The sequence below is a fragment of the Klebsiella sp. SYXHC3 genome (assembly GCF_057196925.1).
This window is the reverse complement of sequence record NZ_JBXUNG010000018.1, coordinates 20,209-39,536: the sequence shown is the minus strand read 5'-3', so window position 1 is coordinate 39,536 and position 19,328 is coordinate 20,209. Positions and strand designations below refer to the sequence as shown.

Genomic DNA, 19,328 nt, shown 5'->3' with positions numbered 1-19,328 from the left:
TATTGTCCGAAGACATTAAGAATCCATGTCACTTTGAGTGCCCACACAGATTGTCTGATAAATTGTTAAAGAGCAGTTGCGACGCGCTTTAGCGCTCTGTCGCGAGGTGGCGTATACTACGCTTTCCTCTTTCAGAGTCAACCCTGAATTTCAGAATTTTTCTCTTCAACCGAACCGGCTGTTTGTGTGAAGTGATTCACATCCGCCGTGTCGATGGAGGCGCATTATAGGGAGTTCTCGAACGCTTGCAATAGAAAAATTGCAGAAAAATGACTGACTGCTGCATTCCCCAGCAAAACCCCGCTTTATACCCTTTTACACACAGAATTATCCACAGGAGCATGGCAAAAGAGGGCTCAAACCCCGGTACATCCACTGCCATATAAGGAGAGAATCATCGGCTGAAAGAGAAAGATAAAAATTCGCGAGCGTTGCGCAAACGTTTTCGTTACAATGCCGCGCTATGACACGGATGCCCGGTTGGGTGCGTTAGGTGAGTTTTTAGGCAAAAACTCACCTAACGCTCTCTGTAATGTTCAAATCCTGGGGATTTAATACCATGCAACAACGTCGTCCAGTCCGCCGCGCTCTGCTCAGTGTTTCTGACAAGGCCGGTATCGTCGAATTCGCGCAGGCGCTTTCCGCTCGTGGTGTAGAGCTGCTGTCCACCGGCGGCACCGCTCGCCTGCTGGCAGATAAAGGCCTGCCGGTTACCGAAGTCTCTGACTACACCGGTTTCCCGGAAATGATGGATGGACGCGTGAAGACCCTGCATCCGAAAGTACACGGCGGCATCCTCGGTCGTCGCGGTCAGGATGACGGTATCATGCAGCAACACGGTATCGCGCCTATCGATATGGTTGTCGTTAACCTTTATCCGTTTGCCCAGACCGTCGCTCGTGAAGGATGTTCGCTGGAAGACGCGGTGGAAAACATCGATATCGGCGGCCCGACCATGGTGCGCTCTGCGGCGAAGAACCATAAAGACGTCGCCATCGTGGTTAAGAGCAGCGACTACGACGCCATCATTAATGAGATGGACGCCAACGAAGGTTCCCTCACGCTGGACACCCGCTTCGACCTCGCCATTAAAGCCTTCGAACACACCGCCGCTTACGACAGCATGATCGCTAACTACTTCGGTAGCATGGTTCCGTCCTATCACGGCGAAAGCAAAGAAGCCGCTGGCCGCTTCCCGCGTACCCTGAATCTGAACTTCATTAAGAAGCAGGATATGCGCTACGGCGAAAACAGCCACCAGCAGGCTGCCTTCTATATAGAAGAGAATGTAAAAGAAGCCTCCGTGGCTACCGCCACCCAGCTGCAGGGCAAAGCGCTCTCCTATAACAATATTGCCGATACCGATGCGGCGCTGGAATGCGTGAAAGAGTTTAACGAGCCGGCCTGCGTTATCGTTAAGCATGCCAACCCGTGCGGCGTTGCCGTCAGCGACTCGATCCTCGACGCCTACGATCGCGCATACAAAACCGACCCAACCTCCGCGTTCGGCGGCATCATCGCCTTTAACCGCGAGCTGGATGCTGAAACCGCGCAGGCGATCATCTCTCGCCAGTTCGTCGAAGTGATCATCGCGCCATCCGCTAGCGAAGAAGCGCTGAAAATCACCGCCGCTAAGCAGAACGTCCGCGTACTGGTCTGCGGCCAGTGGGATGCTCGCGTCGCGGGTCTCGATTTCAAACGTGTCAATGGCGGCTTGCTGGTTCAGGACCGCGATCTCGGTATGGTCACCGCGGGCGAACTGCGCGTGGTTAGCAAACGTCAGCCGAGCGAGCAAGAGCTGCGCGATGCGCTGTTCTGCTGGAAAGTGGCGAAATTCGTCAAATCCAACGCCATCGTTTATGCCAAAGATAATATGACCATCGGTATAGGCGCCGGTCAGATGAGCCGCGTCTACTCAGCGAAAATTGCCGGGATTAAAGCCGGTGACGAAGGTCTGGAAGTGAAAGGTTCCGCCATGGCCTCTGACGCTTTCTTCCCGTTCCGCGATGGTATTGATGCCGCAGCCGCAGTAGGCATCACCTGCGTTATCCAACCGGGCGGTTCTATCCGCGACGAAGAAGTAATTGCCGCCGCGGACGAACATGGTATCGCCATGATCTTCACCGACATGCGCCACTTCCGCCATTAATTCACGGAGCAGCAGATGAAAGTATTAGTAATCGGCAACGGCGGGCGCGAACACGCGCTGGCCTGGAAAGCGGCCCAGTCGCCGCTGGTTGATACCGTCTATGTCGCGCCGGGCAATGCGGGTACCGCGCTGGAGCCGGCGCTGCAAAACGTCGCCATCGGCGTCACCGATATTCCGGCCCTGCTACGCTTCGCGCAGGATGAGAAAATCGATCTGACGATCGTGGGTCCGGAAGCGCCTCTGGTCATTGGCGTAGTAGACGCATTCCGTGCCGCAGGGCTCGCCATCTTCGGGCCAACCGAAGGCGCCGCGCAGCTGGAAGGTTCAAAAGCCTTCACCAAAGATTTCCTCGCTCGTCATCATATCCCGACGGCGGAATACCAGAACTTCACCGAAGTTGAGCCTGCGCTGGCTTATCTGCGGGAGAAAGGCGCGCCGATCGTCATCAAAGCCGACGGTCTGGCGGCAGGTAAAGGCGTTATCGTGGCGATGACCCTTGAGGAAGCCGAAGCGGCGGTCAAAGATATGCTGGCCGGTAACGCCTTTGGCGATGCAGGCCACCGCATCGTGATTGAAGAGTTCCTAGATGGCGAAGAAGCCAGCTTTATTGTCATGGTCGACGGCGAGCACGTCCTGCCGATGGCCACCAGCCAGGATCACAAGCGCGTCGGCAACGGCGATACCGGCCCGAACACCGGCGGTATGGGCGCTTACTCCCCGGCGCCGGTGGTTACTGATGAAGTCCATCAGCGCACCATGGAGCGGATTATCTGGCCAACCGTTAAAGGTATGGCCGCTGAAGGTAACACCTATACCGGTTTCCTGTATGCCGGTCTGATGATCGACAAGCAGGGCAATCCGAAGGTTATTGAGTTCAACTGTCGCTTTGGCGATCCGGAAACCCAGCCGATCATGCTGCGCATGAAATCCGATCTGGTAGAGCTGTGCCTCGCCGCCTGCGCGGGCAAGCTGGACGAGAAGACCTCCGAGTGGGATGACCGCGCTTCGCTGGGCGTCGTGGTTGCCGCCGGCGGCTATCCGGGCAACTACAACACGGGCGATGAGATCCACGGCCTGCCGCAGCAGGAAGCGGCAGACGGTAAAGTCTTCCACGCCGGCACCAAACTGGCAGACGACCAGCGCGTGGTCACCAACGGCGGGCGCGTGCTGTGCGTGACCGCGCTGGGTGAAACCGTGGCGCAGGCGCAACAACGCGCCTATGAACTGCTGACCGATATTCACTGGAACGGCAGCTTCAGCCGCAACGATATCGGCTGGCGCGCCATCGCGCGTGAGAAAACTAACGGCTGAGTTTTGCCAGCAGCGTTTTGCGCGTAATGCCTAACTGACGGGCGGCTTCAGTTTTGTTGCCGCCCGTTTTTTCCAGCGCCGAGAGAATGACTTCTTTTTCAACTTCCACTAATGGCTGAATCAGCGCCTCATCGTTGCCAGTGACCGGCAGCGGCGCGCCCGCTATCGCCAACGGCAGTTCACGCTCGGAAATGTAGTCTCCGGTCAGCAGCACCACCGCCCGCTCCACCGCATTTTCCAGTTCGCGGATATTTCCCGGCCAGCCGTAGTGAATCAACAGGTCCATCGCTTGCGGCGTAAATCCCTGCACCGTTTTACGATTGCGTTCGGCATAGCGCTTAAGAAAGTGCTGCGCCAGTTGCGGAATATCTTCACGCCGCTGACGCAGCGGCGGCATATCAATAGTTACGACATTCAGGCGGTAATAGAGATCCTGGCGAAAACGCCCGGCGCTCACCTCCTCCGCCAGATTACGATGGGTGGCGGCGATTAGCCGCACATCGACAGAAAGCGTCTGATTACTGCCCACGCGCTGCACTTCGCGTTCCTGAATCGCCCGCAGCAGACGCACCTGCATCAGCGGCGAAATATCGCCAATTTCATCAAGGAACAGCGTGCCGCCATCCGCCTCGACAAAACGCCCTTCCCGCCGCCGTTCCGCGCCGGTAAAAGCCCCTTTTTCATGGCCGAACAGCTCGGATTCCAGCAGCGACTCATTGAGCGCTGCGCAGTTTAGCGTCACCAGCGGCTTGTCGCGGCGCTCGCTGCAGGCGTGAATGGCGCGCGCCACCAGTTCTTTACCGGTCCCCGATTCGCCGCAGATCAGCACCGTCGCGTCCGAGGGCGCCACCAGCGTAATATTGTTGATAAGCGCCTGCATTGCCGGGCTTTCGCCAATCATGCCCCATTGCGAATCCGTCGCGGCGCTGAAATCGCCCTCGCTCTGCCGGGTGTGCGCCAGCGCCTGAACCAGCGTCTGCTGTAGGGTGTCAAAATCCAGCGGCTTGACCAGATAATCCAGCGCGCCGGACTTAATAGCCTCAACCGCCGTGCCGACGCTGGAGAATGCCGTCATGATTAATACCGGAATCGCCGGGTTATAGGCTTTGATCTCTTTTAATGTCGCGATACCGTCCATCTCCGCCATGCGGATATCGCATAGCACCAGGTCGAAGACCTGCTGATGGATCTGCTCCAGCGCCTGCAGGCCGTTGTGGGCTAACGCCACTTGATAGCCCCAGCCACGCAGTAGCGCCTGCAGAATCGTGCAGTGGCTGACGTCATCATCGACAACCAGAATCTGTACTTTATCGCTGCTCATCTTCCCTCCGTTGAGCATCTACTGGTAGCCAAAGCGTAAATATCGCTCCGGCTCCCGGCTGACTTTCAGCGCGGATTGTCCCGCCATGTTGTTCGATAATATTCTGTACTACCGCCAGCCCCAGCCCTGTGCCGTCCGCCTTGGTGGTGAAATAAGGAGTGAAGATGGCCTGCAGCTCTTCATCGCTCATCCCCTTACCGCTATCCTTGACGACAATTTTCACACGTTGCCGATCGGCTTCGCTTGCCGATACGTGAATGACGCCGTCGCGGCCAATAGCCTGCATCGCATTCAGATACAGATTCAACAGCACCTGGTTCAGACGGTCGGGGTCGGCTTTAATCGAGGTTAATTCAGGGCGCGGAGTAAATTGCAGTTCGATCCCGCGACTCTGCGCATCCTGGCTTACCAGCTGCAATGAGTGATGGATAAGCGCGTTAATATCGACCGGCTGGTAGTTTAAATGGGCAGGGCGAACCAGCTCCAGCAGTTCGCTGACGACCCGGTTCAGGCGGTCGGCCTCTTTCGCCATCACCAGCGCTAACTCCTGCGCCTCGCCGCCCGGCGGCGTACGCTCGGCAAAATACTTTGCCAGTCCTTTAATCGAAGAGAGCGGGTTGCGGATCTCATGCGCGACGCCAGCCGCCAGATGCCCAAGGGCCATCAGTTTTTCTTTGCGGGCCATCGCCTCCTGCAGCTGTTGGCGTGAACGACGGTAGCGGCGGAACCAGAACTGAGCGAGGATCGTCGCGACGATGACCAGCGCCGCGGCCACCAGCATGATCATCATGTTACGCAAGCCGCGAGCCTGCGCCGCATCCAGCTCGCGGCTATCAAAGGCGATAAAAATCACCTGTGGAACATTAGGCTGAGCCAGCGCGCTGTTGCAGCGCTTCATCATTCCCATATGGTGACCACGAGCAGGGTTGAGCGGGCGGAACTGGCGATAAATCTCCAGCGCCGGTTGCGGCTCGGCAAGCCGACGCCAGCGCTCCTGTTCGCCCACCTTGAGTTCACGCATTTGCGCAGGACTGTACAGCGCGGTATCCACCTGTTGCGGGTCGCTGTGGGCGATAATCTTACCGTTTTCATCGGTCACCGCGAACCACAGCACTCCGGGCTGCCATGCCATCTCCTCCAGCAACGCCTGCAGCTGCGCGTGATGCATTCGCATCCCCATGCCGACACGCGTGCCGGACTCCAGGGCGCGGATCAGCACACTCCCCTTTTCTTCGATGTTTTGCCGGGCGGCGGCGGTCTCCCGACCATAATCGCGGACGATCATCGCGGAAAACAGAAGAACTAACAGGACGACCGTGCCGGTCAGTAACCAGCTCAGGGCGTCCCGGAAGCATGAAGTAATGCGCAGCATGGGCGGGTCCTTATCGTGTCCTTATTCGCTATCGAAGGATCCATCAGCAGAAATCATGCCATTTTTCCATACCGTGAAACCTGTCCTCAGACATATCGTCGGTGATTTAGCGAGTAAAAATGACTCGCTGTCGCCAGACGCAACGGGTCATTTTTACTCGCCAGAGTCACGTGTGCCGCGGACCAGCCGGTATTGACGCGCTTTTTCAGGCTGGCATGGAAGATGCAACACAGAGGGAAACCACACAGGAGATCACGCTATGAAACGGAAACCGACTTTATCCCTCATCTTCGCGGCGCTTGCCGCTCTGACCTTTGGCAGTCACGCGGCCTGGGCCGGACATCACTGGGGCTACAATAACGGGATGGGCGCGCAGGGTTACAGCCAGCTCACCCAGGAACAGCAAGCGACCGTGCAGAAGCTACATGACAATTACTATGCGCAAACCAGCGCCCTGCGCCAGCAGTTACAGTCCAAACGCTACGAGTACAATGCGCTGCTTACTGCGCCAAAACCAGAAAGCGGAAAAATTGAGGCCGTGGCGAAGGAAATGGAAACATTAAGCCAGCAGCTGGATCAGCAGCGGGTAAAATTTGATATCGCCCTTGCGGAAGCAGGCGTTCCTCGCGGCGCGGGTATGGGTTACGGCGGCTGCCGCGGTAATGGCGGTGGTCATATGGGCATGAACCACTGGTAAAACTCAGAACGATTTTTCGTTCGGCTGCCAGGTACAGAAGTTTTCGTTAGCCACCAGCAGCAGCTGAGCGCCTTCCGGTGCTTCCAGCCACGCCACGCTCACTTCTACGGAGGAGTGATTCTGGCGGCGTTCAATATGCGCTAATGCCCGCTCATCAAGGTCAGGCTTCACGGTCTGGCCTTCACAGGTAGTCACGGTACGATCGGCATGCCAGCGCCCCTGGCGTAAAACTACCCGTCCCTGACGCAATGCATCGCTGGTTTCACGGATTTGCTGTGCGCGGTAGCGGTACAGCGCAACCTGGTCGCTGGAAAGCTGCTGCTTCTGCCCGTCGACTTCCCGCTGCATAAAGCTCAGCTCGCCCTGGGCGTCAAAGCGGGCGCGAATATGTTCCGGCGGTTTACCGTATACGTTGAGCTCAATAAGCGTTAGTTGGCCATCCTGCCAGCGGTACTCGCTGGTTGAGGTGTCGCCGCGGTTCCACGGACTAAAGGCGGCAAGCAGGTGCACTTCATCGCCGGCATCTTTGCGCCAGATACGCATCGCGCCCTGGTTGTCGGCGTAGCCGCTGGCGGTGAAAGGAGGAAGAGAAGAATCGTGGCTGCAGGCAGTGAGCAATAGCGCACCTGCCAGCGTCAGCGTGCGACGCCAGTTAGACAAAAGGGGCTTAAAAGCCCCTTCGTTAAAACTGGACACTGCCACGCGGTCTTACTTGACTGCGTCTTTCAGCGCTTTGCCAGAAACAAATGCTGGCACGTTAGCTGCAGCGATTTTGATTTCTTTACCGGTCTGCGGGTTGCGGCCAGTACGCTCAGCACGGTGGTTCACTTTGAAGGTACCGAAACCAACCAGTTGAACAGCATCACCTTCTTTCAGAGACTCGGTAATTGCAGCCAGGGTGGATTCCAGGGCAGCTTTTGCCTGTGCTTTAGACAGGTCAGCTTTGTCCGCAATTACATCAATCAGTTGAGTCTTGTTCATAAGTTATCCTTACAATGTGTTTATCGCTTGCTAAGCATCGAGTGCGACGGAAATGCCAGAAAAGCACTCTCCTGCATACACGCACCGATAGCCACTTTTTTTCGCCCCCCAAATGTAGACCAGACAGGGGGCGGAATGGAAGTCTTCAGACGCTACAATTCAGGCGGTAAATCACGTTTTGTGGTCTCATTGCTGAAAATTTATACCAATATTGCTCTCGCCGGCCTCTCGCAGGTCTGCACGCAGCCCTTTAATCAGTTCAATATCGCGTTCTTCGCAGTCGGCCAACAGGCGGAAAATCTCCCACTGAATGTCCCATTCTTGTTCAACCGCCGGGTTGGCTCTGAGCTCTTCATCGGTCATTTCGCGACCTTCCTGAGTCATTTCCAGCATCGCGACGGTAGTAATGGAAGTCTTACTGACCTCGATAGCATGTTCCAGCGTTTCACCGCTCAGGCGTGAGTGGATTAATTCGCTCAGCGCGACGCAGGCATCGATAGCCGGATAGACGCCGTACATGTCGTAGTCATCCGCGGACGGAATCGCTTCTTCCAGCTTTTCCAGCTGACTATCGAAATTCACCTTCGCATCTTTTACCGTCAGCGTTTCCCAGATCAGGTCAAGGATACGACGATATAACTGGCCGTCGCCGAACTCGGTTTGCTTGCAGAACATGGCGTAGTTGGGGTACATACGCTCGCACAGGCAGGCCATAAAGGTGACGTGCTGCCAGCTCTCCAGTTTCTCCAGGCGCAGGTGAATCGGGTTTTGTAACATGATGAATTCTCGAAGTCAGAAATTAGGCGCAGTGTACCTGAATCAGCCGTGATTTGCTTGCCAACGCACAAAGGAAGGCCGACGGGATGCCACGGCATCGGCCCAGCGCGTCGGCTCGGGTAGACGATAGCCCTGCATACAACGTTCCACCCACATTAACGCGCTATCGATACCCACGCGGTGGCCGGTACTGATAAACAGCGGGTTGCAGCGTGCTTTGCTGCGCCAGACCCAGGCCAGCTGATCGCCTTTGTCGATTAATGGCGCCAGCGCGCCGGGCTCGGCGCCAAGCGGTTCAAACTTGCCGCATAAACGTTTTTTCGCTACGCCAATCGTTGGCACATCAACCATCAGGCCAAAATGGCTGGCGACGCCAAGCCGCCGGGGATGTGAAATACCGTGCCCGTCGACGAACAACAGATCGGGCTTTTGCGATAGCTGTTGCCACGCCGCCAGCAGCGCGGGGGTCTCGCGAAAGGAGAGGAAGCCGGGGATGTACGGCATCGTGGTGGCGACGCGCGCCACCTGGTACTCCACCAGCTCAAGCCCCGGATAAGTTAGCAGCACCATCGCAGCCCGGGTAATTTCCCCCTCCTGCTCAAACCCCACATCGGCGCCGCCGATCAGCACCGGCGGGTCGCGATCCAATCGGTCCGCACGTTCTACCGACGCGGCTAAAGATTGCTGTTGGGTCCGTAGCGCAGCTAAATCCATCATGCTTATCTCCTATTGGTGATATTGCGCGGAGAGACGATGCACCGCCTCAACAAAGACTCCTGCATGCTGTGGGTCGACGTCCTGATGGATGCCGTGGCCAAGGTTAAAGACATGGCCTTCGCCCTGGCCGAAGCCGGCGAGAATGTTCGCCACTTCGTCTTCAATGCGGGCGGCAGGGGCATAAAGCATCGACGGGTCCATATTGCCCTGCAGCGCCACTTTGTGGCCTACGCGACGGCGAGCATCGGCAATATCGGTGGTCCAGTCGAGACCCAGCGCATCGCAGCCGGTCTCCGCCATCGCTTCCAGCCATTGTCCGCCGCCTTTGGTGAACAGCGTTACCGGTACGCGACGGCCTTCGTTTTCCCGCAGCAGGCCATCGACGATTTTATGCATGTAGTAGAGCGAGAACTGCTGATAGTCGCGGCCGGTCAACACGCCACCCCAGGTGTCGAAAATCATCACCGACTGCGCGCCCGCTTTGATCTGCGCGTTCAGATACAGGGTGACGCTTTTCGCCAGCTTATCCAGCAGCGCGTGCAGCGCCTGCGGTTCGGCGTACATCATCTTTTTGATGACGGTAAAGGCTTTGCTGCTGCCGCCTTCGACCATATAGGTCGCCAGCGTCCACGGGCTGCCGGAAAAACCAATCAGCGGTACTTCGCCTTTCAGTTCACGGCGAATGGTGCGCACGGCGTTCATCACGTAGCCTAATTCTTGTTCCGGGTCCGGCACCGGCAGTTTGTCGACGTCGGCTTTGCATTTCACCGGCGAGGTGAAGCGCGGGCCTTCGCCAGCTTCAAAGTATAGCCCCAGCCCCATCGCATCCGGAATCGTCAGGATGTCCGAAAAGAGGATCGCCGCATCCAGCGGGTAACGGCGCAGCGGCTGTAGCGTTACTTCGCAGGCCAGCTCGGCATTTTTACACAGCGACATGAAATCGCCCGCTTGCGCGCGGGTGGCTTTGTATTCCGGGAGATAGCGGCCCGCCTGGCGCATCATCCACACCGGGGTGACATCAACCGGCTGGCGCAGCAGCGCACGCAGGTAACGATCGTTTTTCAGTTCGGTCATTTTTACATTCCTTTAGCGTTGATGCGCCCAGTGTAACATGTCACTCGTACTCTGCCCGACACATCGCCACCGTATCTTCGATCAGGCGTCGCGCCACCGTGCCCGGCGGCGGCAGTAGCGGCAAATCGTCATAGCGATACCACTCTGCGCTCAGCAGCTCTTTCTTATCCACGACAATATCGCCGCTATCGTATTCAGCCATAAAGGCGGTCATCAATGATTGCGGGAAGGGCCACGGTTGGGAGGTCACATAGCGCAGGTTTTTCACCTTAATGCCGCTCTCTTCCATCACTTCGCGGGCGACCGCCTGCTCAAGGGTTTCACCCACTTCGACAAACCCGGCCAACACCGTATGGACACCATTACGATGGCGGGTATGCTGCGCCAGCAGAATTGAATCGTCGCGACGAATGGCGACGATAATGCAGGGGGCAATTTGCGGATAATAGCGCTCGCGGCAGTGGCCGCACAGCATCGCCCACTCGGTTTTACTGACATGCATCGGGTGGCCGCAGTAGCCGCAGAATTTATGCGATCGATAAAACTCGGCCAACTGGATCCCGCGCCCTGCTAACTGGAAAAGCCCAGGATCCTGATCCAATACCTGGCGCAGCGATCCCATATCACGGCGACGATCCTGACGCACCAGCCACACCGCTTCGCCTTGCCACTCGCCGAGATGTAGCGCGCGTTCACCGACAAGATCAAAATTTACCGCTTCGCCATGTGGTAATTCCCCTGCGGGAAGCCATAATTTTTGTTCGTGACTGACGATCCACCAGCCGCGATCTAATTTTTCAATAATACGATCCATATCTATTGCGCTACCTTCGTTTTACTGGCACTTTTAACATTATATTTACATTTGCTGAGCAACGTTATTTTTAATCTTGCGGAGTCAATCATGTTAAACCAGCTGGAAAACCTGACGGAACGTGTTGGAGGCAATAACAAACTGGTCGATCGCTGGCTGCTTGTGCGTAAGCATTTGCTCGTGGCTTACTACAACCTGGTTGGCCTGAAACCCGGCAAAGAGTCCTTTATGCGGCTTAATGAAAAGGCGCTGGATGACTTTTGCCAAAGCCTGGTGGATTACCTCTCATCCGGTCATTTTAATATTTATGAACGTATTATCGGAGAAATGGAAGGGAGTACCCCTCTTTTAGCCGCTACCAAAATCTACCCGCAGCTGGAAGCCAATACCCAGCAGATGATGGACTACTACGATACCTGCCTCGAAAACGCCATCGATCATGATAACTATCTCGAATTTCAGCAGGCGCTGTCAGATATCGGCGAATCGCTGGAGGCGCGCTTCGCGCTTGAGGACAAGCTGCTGGCGCTGGTCGTCGCTCACGATCAGAAAGACAACGTTGGCGACAATATCGCGCCGACCGCTTGAGTTGTGAACCGTTAACGAGTAATTTACATACATTATCCCTCTGCGGAGGGATTTCATCTTGTCGGAGTGCCTATTTTCCACGCGAACGCTGAAGTGGAAAAGGCTGAGACCGTTTATTCGGGATCCGCGGAACCTGATCAGGCTAATACCTGCGAAGGGAACAAGAGTAAACTGCTGGTCGCACCTGCCCGTTCCGGGCTGGTCGCATCTGTTACTCCATCCGTCGTCTGACAAGCCATCTCCTTTTTTGTAACTGGAATGCGCTATGTCTACTACCAAACTGACCCGCCGGGAACAACGCGAACACGCGCAGCGATTCATTGATACGCTGGAAGGTACCGCTTTTCCTAATTCTCGCCGCATCTACATTCAAGGCTCACAGGCTGATATCCGTGTCCCGATGCGTGAAATTCAGCTCAGCCCGACGCTCATCGGCGGTGATAACGATAACCCCCAGTACGAAGCCAACGAACCGATACCGGTGTACGACACCTCCGGGCCATACGGCGACCCGGAGATCAACATCGATGTCCGCCAGGGGCTGGCAAAACTACGCCAACCGTGGATCGACGCGCGTAACGACTGCGCGCCGCTCAACGAACGCAGCTCGGCTTACACTAAAGCGCGGCTGGCCGACGATGGCCTTGATGAACTGCGCTTCGGCGGCCTGCTGACGCCTAAACGCGCCGTCGCTGGCAAATGCGTGACGCAACTACACTATGCCCGCCAGGGGATTGTCACCCCGGAGATGGAATTCATCGCCATTCGCGAAAACATGGGCCGCGAGCGTATCCGCAGCGAGGTGCTGCGCCAGCAGCATGCCGGAGAAAGCTTTGGCGCCCGCCTGCCGGACAACATTACCGCCGAGTTCGTCCGCGATGAAGTCGCTGCCGGGCGAGCCATCATCCCGGCCAATATCAACCACCCGGAATCCGAGCCGATGATTATCGGCCGCAACTTCCTGGTGAAAGTGAATGCCAATATCGGCAACTCGGCGGTGACCTCTTCCATTGAAGAAGAGGTCGAGAAGCTGGTCTGGTCAACCCGCTGGGGCGCCGACACGGTAATGGACCTCTCCACCGGCCGCTATATCCACGAGACCCGCGAATGGATCCTGCGCAACAGCCCGGTGCCGATTGGTACCGTCCCGATTTACCAGGCGCTGGAGAAGGTCAACGGCATTGCCGAGAACCTGACCTGGGAAGCCTTCCGCGATACCCTGCTGGAACAGGCCGAACAGGGCGTCGACTACTTCACGATTCACGCCGGGGTGCTGCTGCGTTACGTGCCGATGACCGCGAAGCGGCTGACCGGGATCGTCTCGCGCGGCGGTTCGATCATGGCCAAGTGGTGCCTGTCGCATCATCAGGAAAACTTCCTCTACCAGCACTTCCGCGAAATCTGTGAAATCTGCGCCGCCTATGACGTGTCGCTGTCCCTCGGCGATGGTCTGCGCCCCGGCTCGATTCAGGATGCCAACGACGAGGCTCAGTTCGCCGAGCTGTATACGCTGGGCGAGCTGACTAAAATCGCCTGGGAGTATGACGTTCAGGTGATGATTGAAGGCCCCGGCCACGTGCCGATGCAGATGATTCGCCGCAATATGACCGAAGAGCTGGACCACTGCCACGAAGCGCCGTTCTACACGCTGGGGCCGCTCACCACCGACATCGCGCCGGGCTATGATCATTTCACTTCCGGTATCGGCGCGGCAATGATTGGCTGGTTTGGCTGCGCCATGCTGTGCTACGTCACGCCAAAAGAACATCTCGGCTTGCCCAACAAAGAGGATGTAAAACAGGGGCTGATTACCTACAAAATCGCCGCCCACGCCGCCGACCTCGCTAAAGGCCACCCCGGGGCGCAGATCCGCGACAACGCGATGTCAAAAGCGCGTTTCGAATTCCGCTGGGAAGACCAGTTCAACCTCGCGCTCGATCCCTTTACCGCGCGGGCCTATCACGATGAAACCTTACCGCAGGAATCCGGCAAGGTCGCCCACTTCTGCTCCATGTGCGGGCCGAAATTCTGTTCGATGAAGATCACGCAGGAGGTCCGCGACTACGCCGCGAAGCAAAATATCGAAGCCGGCATGGCCGATATGTCGAATAACTTCCGCGCCCGCGGCGGTGAAATCTACCTGAAAAAGGAAAATGCCTGATGTACCAGCCTGACTTTCCGCCCGTACCGTTTCGTCTCGGGCTTTATCCGGTTGTCGATAGCGTGGCGTGGAATGAGCGCCTGCTGGAAGCCGGCGTACGCACTATTCAATTGCGGATCAAGGACCAGCGCGACAGCGACGTAGAGGATGATGTTATCGCCGCCATCGCGCTTGGCCGCCGCTATCGCGCGCGTCTGTTTATCAATGATTACTGGCAACTGGCGATTAAGCACCGGGCGTATGGCGTACATCTGGGTCAAGAGGACCTGGAAACCACCGACCTGAGCGCCATCCGTAAAGCCGGACTGCGCCTTGGCGTCTCCACTCACGACGACATGGAAATTGACGTCGCGCTGGCGGCGCGCCCTTCCTACATCGCACTGGGACACGTCTTCCCGACACAAACCAAACAGATGCCTTCGGCGCCGCAGGGCCTCGAACAGCTTGCCGGGCATATTCAGCGGCTGGCCGATTATCCGACGGTAGCGATAGGCGGCATCAGTCTGGAAAAAGCACCGGGCGTACTGGCCACCGGCGTTGGCAGCATCGCGGTCGTCAGCGCCATTACCCAGGCAGCAGACTGGCGGGATGCCACTGCACAACTGTTAGCGCTGGCGGGAGCAGGCGATGAATGATCACGATTTCATGCGCTATAGCCGCCAGTTGCTGCTGGAAGATATCGCCATTGAGGGACAGCAGAAACTGTTAGCCAGCCGGGCGCTGATTATTGGCCTGGGCGGCTTAGGTTCGCCGGCGGCGCTATATCTGGCGGGGGCCGGCGTCGGGACGCTGACGCTGGCCGATGACGACGCGGTGCATCTCAGCAACCTGCAGCGGCAAATTCTGTTCACCAGCGACGATATCGACCAGCCAAAAGCCGCGGCGGCAAAGACGCGGCTCAACCAACTCAATCCGCAAATCCGCCTCGTGGCGCTACAGCAGCGTTTAAGCGGCGAGGCGCTGCGCGCTGAAGTGGCGAAAGCCGACGTGGTGCTGGACTGTACCGATAACATGATCGCCCGCCAGGCGATTAACGCCGCCTGCGTCGCCCTTGAGACGCCGCTGGTGACCGCCAGCGCCGTCGGCTTCGGCGGCCAGTTGATGGTGCTGACGCCGCCCTGGGCGCAGGGCTGCTATCGCTGCCTGTGGCCGGACACCGCCGAACCGCAACGTAACTGCCGCACCGCGGGAATCGTCGGTCCGGTCGTCGGCATGATGGGGACGCTGCAGGCGCTGGAGGCCATAAAGCTCCTTAGCGGCATGGCGACGCCGCGCAACACGCTACGGCTGTTTGATGCCCGCACCAGCAACTGGCGCAACCTTGCGCTGCAAAAGGCCCAGGGCTGCCCGGTATGCGGAGGCCATGATGCAAGTCTGGTTTAACGACGAACCGCTGGAGTGCGCGGACAACCTCAGCGTAAGCGCCCTGCTCAGCCAACTGGAACAGCTCCAGCCGGGCGTTGCGCTGGCGCTCAATCAACACATCCTGCCACGCGAACGGTGGGAAGATCATCTCTTGCAGGAAGGCGATCGGGTCCTGCTTTTTCAGGTTATCGCCGGAGGCTGACATGTTACGTATTGCTGATAAGACTTTTGAATCCCACCTTTTTACCGGAACCGGCAAATTTGCCGCCCCGGAGGTGATGGTCGAGGCGATTCGCGCCTCGGGAAGCCAGCTGGTGACGCTGGCGATGAAGCGCGTCGATTTACGCCAGAACAATGACGCGATTCTCGCGCCGCTGTTGGCGGCGGGCGTTAACCTGCTGCCGAATACCTCAGGCGCCAAGACGGCGGAAGAAGCGGTATTTGCCGCCCGCCTGGCGCGGGAAGCCTTAGGCACCCACTGGTTGAAACTGGAGATCCACCCGGACGCCCGCTGGCTGCTGCCTGACCCCATTGAAACCCTGAAGGCGGCGGAATTGCTGGTGCGCGAAGGTTTTGTCGTCCTGCCCTATTGCGGCGCCGACCCGGTCCTGTGCAAACGGCTGGAAGAGGCTGGCTGCGCGGCGGTGATGCCGCTGGGCGCGCCGATAGGCTCCAACCAGGGGCTGGAAACCAGGGCTATGCTGGAGATTATTATCGAACAGGCGACGGTACCGGTGGTGGTTGATGCCGGGATCGGCGTACCGAGCCACGCGGCGCAGGCGCTGGAGATGGGCGCTGATGCGGTGCTGGTCAATACCGCCATTGCCGTCGCCGACGATCCTGTCGCCATGGCTCGCGCCTTCCGCATGGCGGTCGATGCCGGATTACTGGCGCGTCAGGCCGGACCGGGCGCACGCAGTACTCAGGCGCAGGCCACCAGCCCGCTGACCGGCTTTCTGGAGGCGCTGGCATGAAAACTTTTAGCGATCGCTGGCGGCAGCTGGAGTGGGATGACATCCGCCTGCGCATCAACAGCAAAACCGCCGCCGACGTCGAACGAGCGCTGGCGGCAAAGCAGCTCACCCGCGATGACATGATGGCTCTGCTCTCTCCTGCCGCGGCCGATTACCTTGAACCGCTGGCCCAGCGCGCACAGCGCCTCACCCGGCAGCGCTTCGGCAACACCGTCAGCTTTTACGTACCGTTGTATTTGTCCAACCTGTGCGCCAACGACTGTACCTACTGCGGCTTCTCAATGAGTAATCGCATTAAGCGCAAGACGCTGGATGAAGCAGAGATTGCCCGCGAATGCGCCGCAATCCGCGATTTAGGCTTTGAGCATTTGTTACTGGTCACCGGCGAACATCAGAGTAAGGTCGGAATGGATTATTTCCGCCAGCATCTGCCATCCATCCGCCGCCAGTTTGCCTCGCTGCATATGGAAGTGCAGCCGCTGGCGACCGAAGAGTATGCCGAACTAAAAACGCTGGGGCTTGATGGGGTGATGGTCTACCAGGAGACCTACCATGAAGGCATGTATGCCCAGCACCACTTGAAAGGTAAAAAGCAGGATTTCTTCTGGCGCCTTGATACGCCGGATCGCCTGGGCGAAGCGGGGATCGACAAGATCGGCCTCGGCGCGCTCATTGGTCTTTCCGACAGCTGGCGGGTGGACTGCTTTATGGTCGCCGAGCATCTGCTGTGGCTACAGCAGCGCTACTGGCGCAGCCGTTACTCTATCTCCTTCCCGCGTTTACGCCCTTGTGCCGGAGGGATTGCGCCAGCCTCGCTGATGGACGAACGTCAGCTGGTGCAGACCATTTGCGCCTTCCGCCTGCTGGCGCCGGAGGTTGAGCTGTCGCTCTCGACCCGTGAATCACCGTGGTTCCGCGACCGGGTGATCCCGCTGGCGATTAACAACGTCAGCGCGTTCTCCAAAACCCAGCCCGGCGGCTACGCCGACGATCATCCGGAGCTTGAGCAATTTGCGCCACACGACGATCGCCGCCCTGAAGAGGTCGCCAGCGCGCTTGCCGCCCGTGGCCTGCAGCCGGTATGGAAAGACTGGGATAGCTGGCTGGGACGCGCCTCGCAATCATCATGAAGCATGCTGCAAGCAGCTGATTATTTTGCGTGCCTGCACGAGAGATGAAAAACGGAGGCTCGCCGAACTGCCGCCGTTTTTCTATTCTGCCCTGGTCAGCAGCGGACGCTGACCAGGGCGAGCTTTTCTTTCCTCTCTTCGCCCTGCCTCTACCGTCCGCACTGCCGCAAACATATTGCTATTAAATATTAATCACGATGATGAGCGCACTCAGCGTTATAATTTAGCGATAGTTACAGGATTCGCTAAGCAGGCATGCTGGCTTAACCTGCGTCTAAACCCACGGTTTATAAATCCCGGACGATTAACAACTTATGGCACGCCACAACAGAAAGCTCTCTTTTACTACGCCAATCGTAGTGGGGTTTGCGGGGATTTTGCTCAGTTTTTTACTAATCGCAATCTTTGTTACCGCGACGCAGAAGAAAAACTTTCTTGAAGATTATCACCATATTAACCGCAACTTCACCCATAACCTTGCGGTGAACTACACCGAATCGCTGCTGCGCGAAAATGACTACATTCTGGCGCGCGCGACGAAATACTTTGCCCGCGACGATGCGCTCAATAGCGCCGTAAATCTCAATCCGCAAAAGGGTCTGGACGATTTGATGCGTCTGCAGGAGCTGATGCCGACGGTCTCCTCCATTTCGCTTGCCGATACTCTTGGTCATTATCTGCGCGCCCCCGAAGTGATGGAAGGCGATGAGAGCCGCACGTTTGATCCAAAAACGCGCCCCTGGTTTATTCGCCAGGCGGAAGCCAGTACCTTCAGCCTCTATACCACTCCTTACCTTGACTACTTCACCCACCACCCTACCGTTACCGTCTACCGGCCTGTCATTTCACCGCAGGGAAGGCTCAAAGGTAGTCTGGCATTTCATATGGATCTGACCTCAATGGGCTACGCGTTACGGCAGATTGTCTCGCCGGTACAGGGCGAGTTTTTTGTCGTGCAACGCGACGGCAAAGTGGTTATCCATCCCGATACCGGCGCGCTATTTAAAACCTACGTTAGCGCGGAACTGATGGACAAAATGACCAGCGCGGAAGGCCAACTTTATGATGAGGAACATAAGGCCTGGTACTACTACTATTCCTTTACCAACCCTGACTGGTTCGTTATTTTCCGCGTCACCGATGCCACCCTTGATGACCTGACGCGCTATGAAACCGATATTGTCGCCTGGGGGTTCGCCCTCGCCGCCATTGTCATCGTCCTGTTCGGGCTGTATCTGCGCCACGCTTCGCGTACCGTACTGATGAACATCATTAACGCCATTAAGACCGGCGACGTCAAACGCGCGCCGCGGCTGGAAGCCATGCTCAGCAAAGCGATCGAGAGCAATAAACAGCGTGAGCTCACCTATGTCCGCCAGGCCACCATCGATGCGCTAACCGGCTGCAAAAATCGCCGCGCCTTCGACAGCGATATCGCCGCCCTGATGAACGATCACCAGCCTTTCGCCCTCGCGTTGGTCGATATCGACAACTTTAAATCAATTAATGATACCTGGGGCCACCTCAATGGTGACATCGTGCTGCGCAACGTCGCGCGTGAAGGGATACAGATCCTGCAGCCGCAGGAGATCTCGCTTTACCGCTACGGCGGCGAAGAGTTTGCCGTTATCTTCCCTGCCGAACATATCGACAACGCGCTCACCATTCTGGAGAGCTGGCGCCTTAACGTTGCCAGCCGAACCTGGCGCGAAGAAGGATTAACCGTCACCTTTAGCGCCGGCCTCGGGGAATGGAATATGGAGCCGCTGGAAAAACTGGTCGTTAGCGTGGATGAAGCGTTGTATAAGGCCAAACAGCAGGGCAAGAATCGAATCGTTCGCGCCTGAGCACAACTCCCTGATAGCCCGCTTTTGCGGGCTTTTTTATCTCGGCCGCT

At 57.4% G+C, this 19,328-nt stretch carries 19 protein-coding genes and 1 riboswitch; of the genes, 11 read left to right on the top strand and 8 right to left on the bottom strand.

The genetic code is table 11. The annotated features are described in order from the left end of the window. The first annotated feature begins 559 nt into the window (after positions 1 to 559). On the top strand, positions 560 to 2,149 hold the full coding sequence (gene purH, locus AC2CGP_RS24035; protein WP_020079892.1) for a bifunctional phosphoribosylaminoimidazolecarboxamide formyltransferase/IMP cyclohydrolase: 1,590 nt from the start codon (positions 560 to 562) through the stop codon (positions 2,147 to 2,149). A 15-nt stretch (positions 2,150 to 2,164) separates the two neighbouring features. After that, positions 2,165 to 3,460 carry a phosphoribosylamine--glycine ligase gene (gene purD / locus AC2CGP_RS24030; RefSeq protein ID WP_042895826.1) on the top strand — a complete coding sequence of 432 codons (1,296 nt, stop codon included), beginning with the start codon at positions 2,165 to 2,167 and terminating at the stop codon, positions 3,458 to 3,460. On the opposite strand, the gene zraR is transcribed toward purD, so the two are convergent. Continuing rightward, entirely contained in the window at positions 3,450 to 4,781 is a 1,332-nt protein-coding gene (gene zraR, locus AC2CGP_RS24025; protein WP_047064308.1) for a sigma-54-dependent response regulator transcription factor ZraR, read from the bottom strand. The two genes, purD and zraR, sit on opposite strands and share 11 nt — an antisense overlap. Next, the gene (zraS, locus tag AC2CGP_RS24020) at positions 4,768 to 6,153 is read right to left on the bottom strand and encodes a two-component system sensor histidine kinase ZraS (protein WP_032709589.1); all 1,386 of its coding nucleotides are present in this window, start codon (positions 6,151 to 6,153) and stop codon (positions 4,768 to 4,770) included. The genes zraR and zraS overlap by 14 nt, the downstream gene beginning before the upstream one ends. Positions 6,154 to 6,412: 259 nt before the next feature. Between zraS and zraP the strand changes: the two genes are divergently transcribed. Further along, entirely contained in the window at positions 6,413 to 6,850 is a 438-nt protein-coding gene (zraP, locus tag AC2CGP_RS24015) for a zinc resistance sensor/chaperone ZraP (protein ID WP_020079895.1), read from the top strand. Between the two features lie 3 nt (positions 6,851 to 6,853). Here the strand turns inward: zraP and AC2CGP_RS24010 are convergent, their stop codons facing one another. From AC2CGP_RS24010 to nudC, 6 genes are all read right to left on the bottom strand, one after another. Further along, positions 6,854 to 7,546, bottom strand: a complete 693-nt coding sequence (locus AC2CGP_RS24010; RefSeq protein WP_020079896.1) for a DUF1481 domain-containing protein — start codon at positions 7,544 to 7,546, stop codon at positions 6,854 to 6,856. A gap of 12 nt (positions 7,547 to 7,558) precedes the next feature. Next, entirely contained in the window at positions 7,559 to 7,831 is a 273-nt protein-coding gene (hupA, locus tag AC2CGP_RS24005) for a nucleoid-associated protein HU-alpha (protein ID WP_002884342.1), read from the bottom strand. Between the two features lie 186 nt (positions 7,832 to 8,017). Then, on the bottom strand, positions 8,018 to 8,608 hold the full coding sequence (locus tag AC2CGP_RS24000) for a YjaG family protein (protein WP_015368810.1): 591 nt from the start codon (positions 8,606 to 8,608) through the stop codon (positions 8,018 to 8,020). Positions 8,609 to 8,650: 42 nt separating this feature from the next. Beyond that, complete coding sequence (nfi, locus tag AC2CGP_RS23995; RefSeq protein WP_015704015.1) at positions 8,651 to 9,322, bottom strand: deoxyribonuclease V; 672 nt, start codon at positions 9,320 to 9,322, stop codon at positions 8,651 to 8,653. A 12-nt stretch (positions 9,323 to 9,334) separates the two neighbouring features. Further along, a complete protein-coding gene (gene hemE, locus AC2CGP_RS23990) occupies positions 9,335 to 10,399 on the bottom strand; it encodes a uroporphyrinogen decarboxylase (protein WP_015704014.1) in 1,065 nt (354 codons plus the stop codon). Between the two features lie 40 nt (positions 10,400 to 10,439). Further along, positions 10,440 to 11,213 (bottom strand): NAD(+) diphosphatase, encoded by a 774-nt coding sequence (nudC, locus tag AC2CGP_RS23985; protein ID WP_020079899.1) that lies wholly within the window; start codon positions 11,211 to 11,213, stop codon positions 10,440 to 10,442. A 90-nt stretch (positions 11,214 to 11,303) separates the two neighbouring features. On the opposite strand from nudC, the gene AC2CGP_RS23980 reads away from it, so the two are divergent. The 8 genes from AC2CGP_RS23980 (at position 11,304) to AC2CGP_RS23945 (ending at position 19,278) form a co-directional block, all read left to right on the top strand. Continuing rightward, complete coding sequence (locus AC2CGP_RS23980; protein WP_015368814.1) at positions 11,304 to 11,801, top strand: Rsd/AlgQ family anti-sigma factor; 498 nt, start codon at positions 11,304 to 11,306, stop codon at positions 11,799 to 11,801. A 52-nt stretch (positions 11,802 to 11,853) separates the two neighbouring features. Continuing rightward, positions 11,854 to 11,978: riboswitch (TPP riboswitch) on the top strand. 88 nt (positions 11,979 to 12,066) lie between these two features. After that, a complete protein-coding gene (gene thiC, locus AC2CGP_RS23975) occupies positions 12,067 to 13,962 on the top strand; it encodes a phosphomethylpyrimidine synthase ThiC (protein WP_213760208.1) in 1,896 nt (631 codons plus the stop codon). Then, complete coding sequence (gene thiE / locus AC2CGP_RS23970; RefSeq protein ID WP_213760210.1) at positions 13,962 to 14,597, top strand: thiamine phosphate synthase; 636 nt, start codon at positions 13,962 to 13,964, stop codon at positions 14,595 to 14,597. Before thiC ends, thiE begins: the two co-directional genes overlap by 1 nt. Further along, positions 14,590 to 15,345 carry a HesA/MoeB/ThiF family protein gene (locus AC2CGP_RS23965; RefSeq protein ID WP_015704011.1) on the top strand — a complete coding sequence of 252 codons (756 nt, stop codon included), beginning with the start codon at positions 14,590 to 14,592 and terminating at the stop codon, positions 15,343 to 15,345. The genes thiE and AC2CGP_RS23965 overlap by 8 nt, the downstream gene beginning before the upstream one ends. After that, entirely contained in the window at positions 15,329 to 15,529 is a 201-nt protein-coding gene (thiS, locus tag AC2CGP_RS23960) for a sulfur carrier protein ThiS (protein ID WP_015704010.1), read from the top strand. The genes AC2CGP_RS23965 and thiS overlap by 17 nt, the downstream gene beginning before the upstream one ends. A 1-nt stretch (position 15,530) precedes the next feature. Continuing rightward, a complete protein-coding gene (gene thiG, locus AC2CGP_RS23955) occupies positions 15,531 to 16,301 on the top strand; it encodes a thiazole synthase (RefSeq protein ID WP_032715415.1) in 771 nt (256 codons plus the stop codon). Further along, positions 16,298 to 17,431, top strand: coding sequence for a 2-iminoacetate synthase ThiH (gene thiH / locus AC2CGP_RS23950; protein WP_047080508.1), 1,134 nt, complete (start codon positions 16,298 to 16,300; stop codon positions 17,429 to 17,431). The genes thiG and thiH overlap by 4 nt, the downstream gene beginning before the upstream one ends. Before the next feature lie 314 nt (positions 17,432 to 17,745). Further along, positions 17,746 to 19,278, top strand: coding sequence for a sensor domain-containing diguanylate cyclase (locus tag AC2CGP_RS23945; protein WP_020079905.1), 1,533 nt, complete (start codon positions 17,746 to 17,748; stop codon positions 19,276 to 19,278). Positions 19,279 to 19,328: the final 50 nt, after the last annotated feature.

Excerpts from the sequence above, each read along its gene's own strand:
- purH (WP_020079892.1), top strand. The coding sequence starts at position 560 with ATGCAACAACGTCGTCCAGTCCGCCGCGCTCTGCTCAGTGTTTCTGAC.
- purD (WP_042895826.1), top strand. The coding sequence starts at position 2,165 with ATGAAAGTATTAGTAATCGGCAACGGCGGGCGCGAACACGCGCTGGCC.
- zraR (WP_047064308.1), bottom strand. The coding sequence starts at position 4,781 with ATGAGCAGCGATAAAGTACAGATTCTGGTTGTCGATGATGACGTCAGC.
- zraS (WP_032709589.1), bottom strand. The coding sequence starts at position 6,153 with ATGCTGCGCATTACTTCATGCTTCCGGGACGCCCTGAGCTGGTTACTG.
- zraP (WP_020079895.1), top strand. The coding sequence starts at position 6,413 with ATGAAACGGAAACCGACTTTATCCCTCATCTTCGCGGCGCTTGCCGCT.
- hupA (WP_002884342.1), bottom strand. The coding sequence starts at position 7,831 with ATGAACAAGACTCAACTGATTGATGTAATTGCGGACAAAGCTGACCTG.
- AC2CGP_RS24000 (WP_015368810.1), bottom strand. The coding sequence starts at position 8,608 with ATGTTACAAAACCCGATTCACCTGCGCCTGGAGAAACTGGAGAGCTGG.
- nfi (WP_015704015.1), bottom strand. The coding sequence starts at position 9,322 with ATGGATTTAGCTGCGCTACGGACCCAACAGCAATCTTTAGCCGCGTCG.
- hemE (WP_015704014.1), bottom strand. The coding sequence starts at position 10,399 with ATGACCGAACTGAAAAACGATCGTTACCTGCGTGCGCTGCTGCGCCAG.
- nudC (WP_020079899.1), bottom strand. The coding sequence starts at position 11,213 with ATGGATCGTATTATTGAAAAATTAGATCGCGGCTGGTGGATCGTCAGT.
- AC2CGP_RS23980 (WP_015368814.1), top strand. The coding sequence starts at position 11,304 with ATGTTAAACCAGCTGGAAAACCTGACGGAACGTGTTGGAGGCAATAAC.
- thiC (WP_213760208.1), top strand. The coding sequence starts at position 12,067 with ATGTCTACTACCAAACTGACCCGCCGGGAACAACGCGAACACGCGCAG.
- thiE (WP_213760210.1), top strand. The coding sequence starts at position 13,962 with ATGTACCAGCCTGACTTTCCGCCCGTACCGTTTCGTCTCGGGCTTTAT.
- AC2CGP_RS23965 (WP_015704011.1), top strand. The coding sequence starts at position 14,590 with ATGAATGATCACGATTTCATGCGCTATAGCCGCCAGTTGCTGCTGGAA.
- thiS (WP_015704010.1), top strand. The coding sequence starts at position 15,329 with ATGCAAGTCTGGTTTAACGACGAACCGCTGGAGTGCGCGGACAACCTC.
- thiG (WP_032715415.1), top strand. The coding sequence starts at position 15,531 with ATGTTACGTATTGCTGATAAGACTTTTGAATCCCACCTTTTTACCGGA.
- thiH (WP_047080508.1), top strand. The coding sequence starts at position 16,298 with ATGAAAACTTTTAGCGATCGCTGGCGGCAGCTGGAGTGGGATGACATC.
- AC2CGP_RS23945 (WP_020079905.1), top strand. The coding sequence starts at position 17,746 with ATGGCACGCCACAACAGAAAGCTCTCTTTTACTACGCCAATCGTAGTG.